The 7,467-nt window shown below is 41.0% G+C and carries 7 protein-coding genes; 6 read left to right on the top strand and 1 reads right to left on the bottom strand.

From position 1 onward, the window contains the following. Positions 1-76: 76 nt before the first annotated feature. Both H6G69_RS19540 and H6G69_RS19535 read left to right on the top strand, forming a co-directional pair. On the top strand, positions 77-1,033 hold the full coding sequence (locus H6G69_RS19540; protein ID WP_190690805.1) for an aldo/keto reductase: 957 nt from the start codon (positions 77-79) through the stop codon (positions 1,031-1,033). A gap of 201 nt (positions 1,034-1,234) precedes the next feature. Further along, entirely contained in the window at positions 1,235-3,790 is a 2,556-nt protein-coding gene (locus tag H6G69_RS19535) for a TonB-dependent siderophore receptor (RefSeq protein WP_190690804.1), read from the top strand. A 130-nt stretch (positions 3,791-3,920) separates the two neighbouring features. Here the strand turns inward: H6G69_RS19535 and H6G69_RS19530 are convergent, their stop codons facing one another. Continuing rightward, a complete protein-coding gene (locus tag H6G69_RS19530) occupies positions 3,921-4,085 on the bottom strand; it encodes a hypothetical protein (RefSeq protein ID WP_190690803.1) in 165 nt (54 codons plus the stop codon). A gap of 74 nt (positions 4,086-4,159) precedes the next feature. On the opposite strand from H6G69_RS19530, the gene H6G69_RS19525 reads away from it, so the two are divergent. The 4 genes from H6G69_RS19525 to H6G69_RS19510 all read left to right on the top strand — a co-directional run bounded on the left by H6G69_RS19525 (position 4,160) and on the right by H6G69_RS19510 (position 7,362). After that, positions 4,160-4,453 (top strand): hypothetical protein, encoded by a 294-nt coding sequence (locus H6G69_RS19525; RefSeq protein WP_190690802.1) that lies wholly within the window; start codon positions 4,160-4,162, stop codon positions 4,451-4,453. A gap of 30 nt (positions 4,454-4,483) precedes the next feature. Then, positions 4,484-5,809 (top strand): Tudor-knot domain-containing protein, encoded by a 1,326-nt coding sequence (locus H6G69_RS19520; protein ID WP_190690801.1) that lies wholly within the window; start codon positions 4,484-4,486, stop codon positions 5,807-5,809. 265 nt (positions 5,810-6,074) lie between these two features. Further along, complete coding sequence (locus H6G69_RS19515) at positions 6,075-6,680, top strand: VWA domain-containing protein (RefSeq protein ID WP_190690800.1); 606 nt, start codon at positions 6,075-6,077, stop codon at positions 6,678-6,680. A 76-nt stretch (positions 6,681-6,756) separates the two neighbouring features. Next, positions 6,757-7,362: a VWA domain-containing protein gene (locus H6G69_RS19510; protein WP_190690799.1), complete on the top strand. Its 606-nt coding sequence runs from the start codon at positions 6,757-6,759 to the stop codon at positions 7,360-7,362. Positions 7,363-7,467 lie beyond the last annotated feature (105 nt).

Here is a 7,467-nt window from a genome sequence, read left to right as displayed (position 1 = left end):
TCTTAGAAAGTTCTGGGATCTGCACACAATACATTGATATACGTTCAAACCACTGAAATAACTAGGAAACTATGAGATGAAAACTAGAAAATTAGGCCAACAAGGGTTAGAAGTTTCTCAATTGGGACTCGGCTGTATGGGGATGTCTGACTTCTACAGTGGTCGTAATGATACCGAAGCGATCGCCACCATTCATCGCGCCTTAGAACTTGGGGTGAATTTTTTTGATAGTGCTGATGTCTATGGGCCTTTTACCAATGAAGAATTAGTCGGTAAAGCAGTCAAGGAACATCGAGACAAAGTAGTAATAGCAACTAAATTTGGTGGTGTTCGTAGTGCCGATGGGGCTTGGCAAGGCATTTGTGGCAAACCGGAATATGTTCATCAAGCTTGCGACGCTTCACTCAAACGTTTGGGTGTCGATGTCATAGATTTGTACTACCAACATCGCGTAGATCCCACTGTGCCGATAGAAGATACAGTAGGAGCAATGAAAGAGTTGGTAGAACTTGGGAAAGTGCGCTATCTGGGACTGTCGGAAGCTCCACCAGAGACAATTCGCCGGGCGCACGCAGTTCACCCGATTACCGCACTACAATCAGAGTATTCCTTGTGGACTCGTGACCCGGAAGGTGAAATTTTTGCGACTGTACAGGAACTAGGAATTGGATTTGTCGCTTTTAGTCCGCTTGGGCGTGGGTTTTTGTCTGGTGCAATTACTCATCCTGAAGACATAGCAGAGGATGATTATCGTAGAACTAACCCCCGTTACCAAGGTGATAATTTTCAGAAAAATTTGCAATTAGTCGAAAAATTCAGAGAAATCGCTGCTGAAAAGCAAGCCAAACCAAGCCAACTTGCTTTGGCTTGGGTGTTAGCTCAAAGTGAAGATATTGTGGCGATTCCTGGTACAAAGCGGCGCACTTATTTAGAAGAAAACATTGCAGCGAGTGAAATTGTTCTCACTCCAGAAGATTTGGAGCGGATTGAAGCCGTAGTCCCAAAGGGGATTGTTGCAGGCGATCGCTACTAGTAGTTCACCAACCCAAATTTGCCCTGTAGGTCGAGCAGGGGGAGAGAACTTTTCCCTCCCCTGACCCCCATTTGTATCAAACTTAAAGTGAAACGGTATGACTCCTGAATTCTGCGATAAGTTTGACACTCTGTCTTTTGACAACTAGTAAGCAGAGGTAAAAAGATAAACACAGTTTTGGTCAGGGTATGAGGAAAAAAAGTGAAACGGTGTTGTTTCTTACTGCAAATTTTCGCCTTGAGTTTACTTGTAGGACTATCCATACAAACAAAAAATGCTCAAGCCGAGCAAAAAACTGCCGATACATCACTCAAGCAAATCTCAGAAATACCGAATCTGAGTGAAATTAAGTTACCGAACACTCATGCAGAAATCTTGTATCAAGGGCAACCAGCAATAGACAAAACAACTGTTGCCCAAAACCCTACAACTATTCAAGTCACAGGTGTGCGTCTCAACCCTACCAAAACAGGTTTAGAGGTTGTTATGGCAACTTCCACAGGAGAACGATTAATAATAACTACTTCTTCTAGCAATGACAATACACTGATTGCAGATATACCAAATGCTGTATTGGCTTTGCCAGAAGGTCAGGATTTTCAAGCTCAAGACCCCGCAGTGGGAATTGCTTTAGTGACAATCACTCAACTAGATAACAAAACTATCCGCATGAGTGTAACTGGTACAGAAGGCACACCCACCGCCCAAGTGATTAACAGCGATCGCAATTTAATATTCAGTTTATCTGCGCCTGCACCGAGTGACATCGAGCTAGTGGTTACAGCCGAGAAAACACCAGCAAACCCCCAAGATGTGCCAATTAGTTTAACGGTTCTGCCCAGAAAAGAAATAGAAGATGCACAAATTAACTCAATTCGGGGGATTGCGGCGAATACGCCTAACTTTTTTACAACTACCAGCGATCGCGCCTTTAACTTCTATAGCATTCGGGGTTTGAGTAATAGCAATTATCTGACGCGAGATACAGTTGGATTTTATATTGATGATGTCCCCTACGAAAATGCTCACCAGTTTCTTCCGGGAGTTTTATTTGACTTAGAACGAGCAGAAATTCTTAAAGGGCCACAAAGCACTCTCTATGGTCGTAATAGCCAAGCTGGAGTGGTCAATATTATCAGTCGTCCACCCAGCGAACAACCAGAATTTAATGTCAGCTTTGGTTATGGAAATTACAATCAATATCAAGCACAGTTGTCTTTGAGTAATACCATCATCCCGGATAAGTTAGGGTTTCGCTTGTCAGGAGCTTACAATTCACGGGATGGGTTCACAGAAAATACTTTTTTGCATGAAAGCGACAATCCCCAATCTAGTATCGGTGGACGCGCTAATATTGTTTGGACACCAACACCCGAATGGAATATTTCATTCAATGCGATCGGGGCAGGAAATCGAGATGGCAATAATACTTTTGTGCCTCTTAGTCAAAAAGATAAATTTAAAACAGCTTTGAATGATCGCGGTGCTACTGACTTGTCCATCAATACTCAATCATTGCGTGTTGCTTATGATGGCCCTGCTTTGCGCTTCACTTCCATTACCTCTCATAACTTTACGGATTTTGGTTATAAAGCTGACGCAGACTATAGTGCAGATAATTTAGGAAGATACAATTCACAAATTACTTCGACTATTTGGAGTCAAGAACTGAGAATCCAATCTCCTGTGGCTAGCGATCGCTTTCGTTGGTTAGTTGGTGGTTACTATCAGTACAGAGATTTAATCTTAGATCCACAATCGACAATCTACACCCCACTAGGAGCCGCCACCTTTGGATTAACCGAGCCAGGTGCTGATAATACTTCAGCAACTTACAATCAAACAACCTACGCTTTCTTTGGTCAAGTTGATTATCAACTCATTGCACCACTCACACTCACTGCTGGATTACGTTATGAAAGCAACCGCGAAGAATTAGACCGCCGCAGAGTGTTTCAAGCTGCTAGCGGTGAAGTGCCTTTTGGGATCAGCTACAACAATGCCACTGTTTCTGATGATGTTTTACTGCCTAAGTTCGCCCTACAATACGCCTTCAACGAGAATCTTTCAGTCTACGGTAGCGTCACTCGTGGCTATAAACCGCCAACTCAAAACTACAGCACCGAAAATCCAACGTTATTGGTAGTGCGACCAGAAAAATCGTGGAACTATGAAGTCGGTGTCAAATCATCTTGGTTAGATAATCGCCTCATCGCCAACTTTGCCGCCTTTTGGAATGAAGTCAACGATTATCAAGTATCTGTCATCGGTGATGACGGTTTTACTCGTGATAATGCCAACGCAGAAGTTGAGATTAAAGGTGTAGAACTAGAAGTCAAAGCAACACCGATTGATGGATTAGATATTATTGCTGGGTTTGGCTACGCCGATGGGCAATTTACGAAATACACTAACCCGTTTACCGGACAAAACTTTCAGGGTAAGCGGTTGACTTTCGCGCCTGAATATACCTATAACCTAGCGTTGCAATATCGTAGTCAAGGTGGAATATTTACTAGAGTCGAATGGCAAGGAATCGGTACTTACTTTTTTGATGAAGCCAACACCATCAAACAAAGTCCTTTCGCACTATTCAATACTCGTCTAGGTTACGAAGGGAAAAATTACGGCATCTATTTTTATGTCAACAATATTTTTGACGAGACATATGTCACCACTGCTTTCAGACCACCGGATGCCCTAGTATCTTATGGAGATAGACGCACCTTTGGTTTTCAAATTCGCACAAGTTTCTAACCGAATGGCACTAAGATAACGCCAAATCCATTACCTATCATGCTTTTGGATGTGGGGAATTAAGAAGATGTGAACTCCCAAGCACAATTAAAATTTAATTGTCTTAAACTTCAAGGGGCGAAAATCGCCTCTAAAGCTCGCCAAATAAAGGTTCTGGACGTACAGATCCCTTGAAAGTCGCCCCCAACAGACACTCTACCCTCAGCCTGACCCCGCCACCAACTCCCCAAACATCACAGGCTCCGATTCGTAAAACTAAAAAATTGGTCTTGCTAGATTCGGATGGTGATACCATGCAAGAAAGCTCAGTGAAAGCCAAAGTTTTTCTTCAACCAAGCAGCTAAATTTTTTTGCCCTAACTTAGAGCGATTGTCCAAGCTTATTTGTTACGTTTATGAAAGTTTTAAAGTTCTCATAAACGTACAAAGTATTGCCTCAACCCGTAGCGATCGCCCCAAACTCAAAACTACGCCAACCACTTCCCCCAATCGGGAACATCTGTTTTTATTTTCTCCATACTTAAAAGCAGGAGCTTGTACCCTATGGGGTGTGGCAAAACAACCTCTAACCTACACCCCACAACCCACACCCCGTTTTGGTCAAACTGAGGGAGTTTTTTATTCAAGTTACTTTGGCGTGATTTCGGGGAATTCTAACCAATAAGGTTTATTTTCCAGAGTGAGGATCTTACTGATGGACAAATCCATTATTCAATTGGTTGACGAGTTACCCAGTGACAATATTACTGTCAAAGTGTTAAAAGCCCTCGATTATGTTGCACCAGGGCAGTGGGATAATTTGGTAGGATTTGACAATAGTATCCGTGCAATTACTGGCGAAACCGATGCTAAAGTTATTCAAAGAATTCGCGATCGTGCGGCGGCATTATATATAGACCCAAAACACGGTTATCAAGCAGCGATCAAACTTTATCAAATCATCGATAAAGCTGACACAGCAATGGCAACTGCGGCTTTAGCTAATAAAGTTGGGGAAAAAATCGGTTTTCTCTCTTTTTTAGGCAACATTACACCCAAAGCCGATGTCACCCAAACAGTAGATTTAGTTCTGAAAATTGCGGTGGAAATTATTGCCTTTTGTAAAATTAACGGCATTCCGCAACCTAACCCCCAAGAGTTTGCTAATTCTCTGGCTAACAATTATCAAAATGCTTCCCTGATGCGGATGGCTGCATTGGTGTGTATAGATGGAATTTTACCCTTAGGCCCCGACTTTCTGGCTAAAATTCAATCAATGATTAGCGGTGCTGACACTGGTAATGCGATCGCTCAAAATCCCATCTTCCAAGCTGTTAATAGTTCGTTGCCAGGTAATACTCCATCTGATAAAGTTGGTTTTATTGCCCAAGGTTTTAACTCGGTGCAAGGTTGGATGAATGGCTTAGTAGCCAAGACAGGTGTTACGCCCCAATCAATTGCTGGTGGTTTGAGTAGTTTTATTCAAATTGCTGACGATAATTTAGACTTTGTTGCCGCCTTCTTAGATCAAACTACAAATTACTACGAGCATACTGGCATTCAAACTGTGGCTCGCAGTCTGATTTTACAAGCTCACAATCTAGTTAAAGCTGAAATTGCCGAAGAAGCAAAACAGCCACAAAAACAAGATAGTTCATCTGCTACTAATGCTACTAAATCTAAGTCAAATACTGCTCAGTATGCGGTAAATAGTAGTGTAGAAGTTTGGAACGACGAAGAAGAAGATTGGTATCAAGCAACAATTCAAAGAATTAAAGATGACCAATTCTATATTAATTATGTTGGGTCTGGTTCATCTTCTAACGAGTGGGTTGGTGAAGAAAATATTCGGACTCGTGACTATGAATCAGCTGATGATAACGGATATGCTGTTGGTCAAAAAGTAAAATATTGGGATGAAGATAATGAAGAATGGTACACCGCCATAATTGAAGAAATTCGCGGTCAACAATACTACGTTCATTATGTTGGTTATGACTCATCTTATGATGAGTGGTTAGATGTAGAAGAAATTGTCTAACTATCACAGTAAGTAATAGGATACAGGGAACAGTATCAAAACCTGTATCCTATTATCTATTAGCTCGGAAATTGAAAAAATAGCCTTTGTGAATATACGGAGTCCTAACAAAAATTAAATACAAATGTGAAATTAATGAAGATGATGATATTTATATTTTTATAAAATTTACGTTACATACTTTAATGTATATCTAAATTCCTTGCGGAACTACAAGACTCGTAGACTAGACTAGTAGCACAAGGTAACAATTTTCGAGGAAGATATGATGAGCGATCGCGACTATACATTAATCCTAGATAAAAGCGGTAGTATGTCTACCCCTGACCAGGTAGGTGGTCGAAGTAGATGGGACATAGCTCAAGAATCGACTCTTGCTTTAGCACGCAAATGTGAGCAATTTGACCCAGATGGCATTACAGTTTACACATTTTCAGGCAGATTCAAACGTTATGATGATGTTACCTCAGCTAAAGTTGCCCAGATATTTCTAGAAAATGACCCTGCTGGTACTACTAACTTAGCTGGTGTACTTCAAGATGCCATCAATAACTATTTTCATCGTAAAGCTGCTGGCAAAACTAAGCCCAATGGAGAGACTATCTTAGTCATTACAGATGGTGAACCTGATGATCGCAAAGCCGTATTTGAGGTAATTATCCAAGCGACTCGTCAAATGGAACGAGATGAAGAATTAGCCATATCTATTATTCAAGTTGGCACAGATTCACAAGCCACGAAGTTTCTCAAAGCTTTAGATGATCAATTACAAAGTGTTGGTGCAAAATTCGATATCTGCGATACCGTCACCTTAGAAGACTTAGAAGATATGAGTCTTGCAGATGTGTTGATGAATGCAATCACAGATTGATTAACAATCCAGAATCAATAGTTTGTAAATTTAGTGCTTAATCAATGGCAAATCACTGAATTTGGAGAATTCAATTATGCTAGACAACCGAGACTATACCTTAATTATTGATAAAAGTGGCAGTATGGCAACCCCAGACCAAAAAGGGGGTAGAAGCCGATGGTTAGCCGCACAAGAATCAACTTTGGCTTTAGCTAGTAAGTGTGAACAATTTGACCCTGATGGTATTACTATTTATTTGTTTTCGGGAAGATTTAAGCGTTATGACAACGTGACTGCTAGTAAAGTTGCGCAAATTTTTCAAGAAAACGACCCTTCAGGCACTACAGATTTAGCCTCTGTATTAGCACACGCAACAGATGATTACTTTCAGCGGAAAGTGGCTGGTAAAACTAAAACTAATGGCGAAACTATTTTAGTTGTTACTGATGGGGAACCAGACGATCGCAAAGCTGTCATGAAAGTTATTATTGAAACTTCTCGCCGTATGGATAAAGATGAAGAATTAGGAATTTCTTTTATTCAAGTCGGTACAGATCCACAAGCGGCTCGGTTTCTCAAAGTATTAGATGATGATCTGCAAGGTGCTGGGGCGAAGTTTGATATTTGTGACACAATTACAATGGAAGAGATGGAAGATTTAAGCTTGTCAGAAGTCTTACTTAATGCCATTAATGATTAACCAAAAAACTAGGAACAAGGCAAAGGTAAAAAGTCAAAAGGAAAAAGAAATAATAGCTTCTGAACTTAATCTTTCTTATCCGCGTGCATACGCGGTTACTTATTT

The sequence above is a fragment of the Nostoc sp. FACHB-110 genome, from assembly GCF_014697425.1.
GTDB lineage: Bacteria > Cyanobacteriota > Cyanobacteriia > Cyanobacteriales > Nostocaceae > Nostoc_B.
The sequence above is the reverse complement of the archived record's forward strand: the minus strand, read 5'-3'. Positions and strand labels throughout refer to the sequence as shown.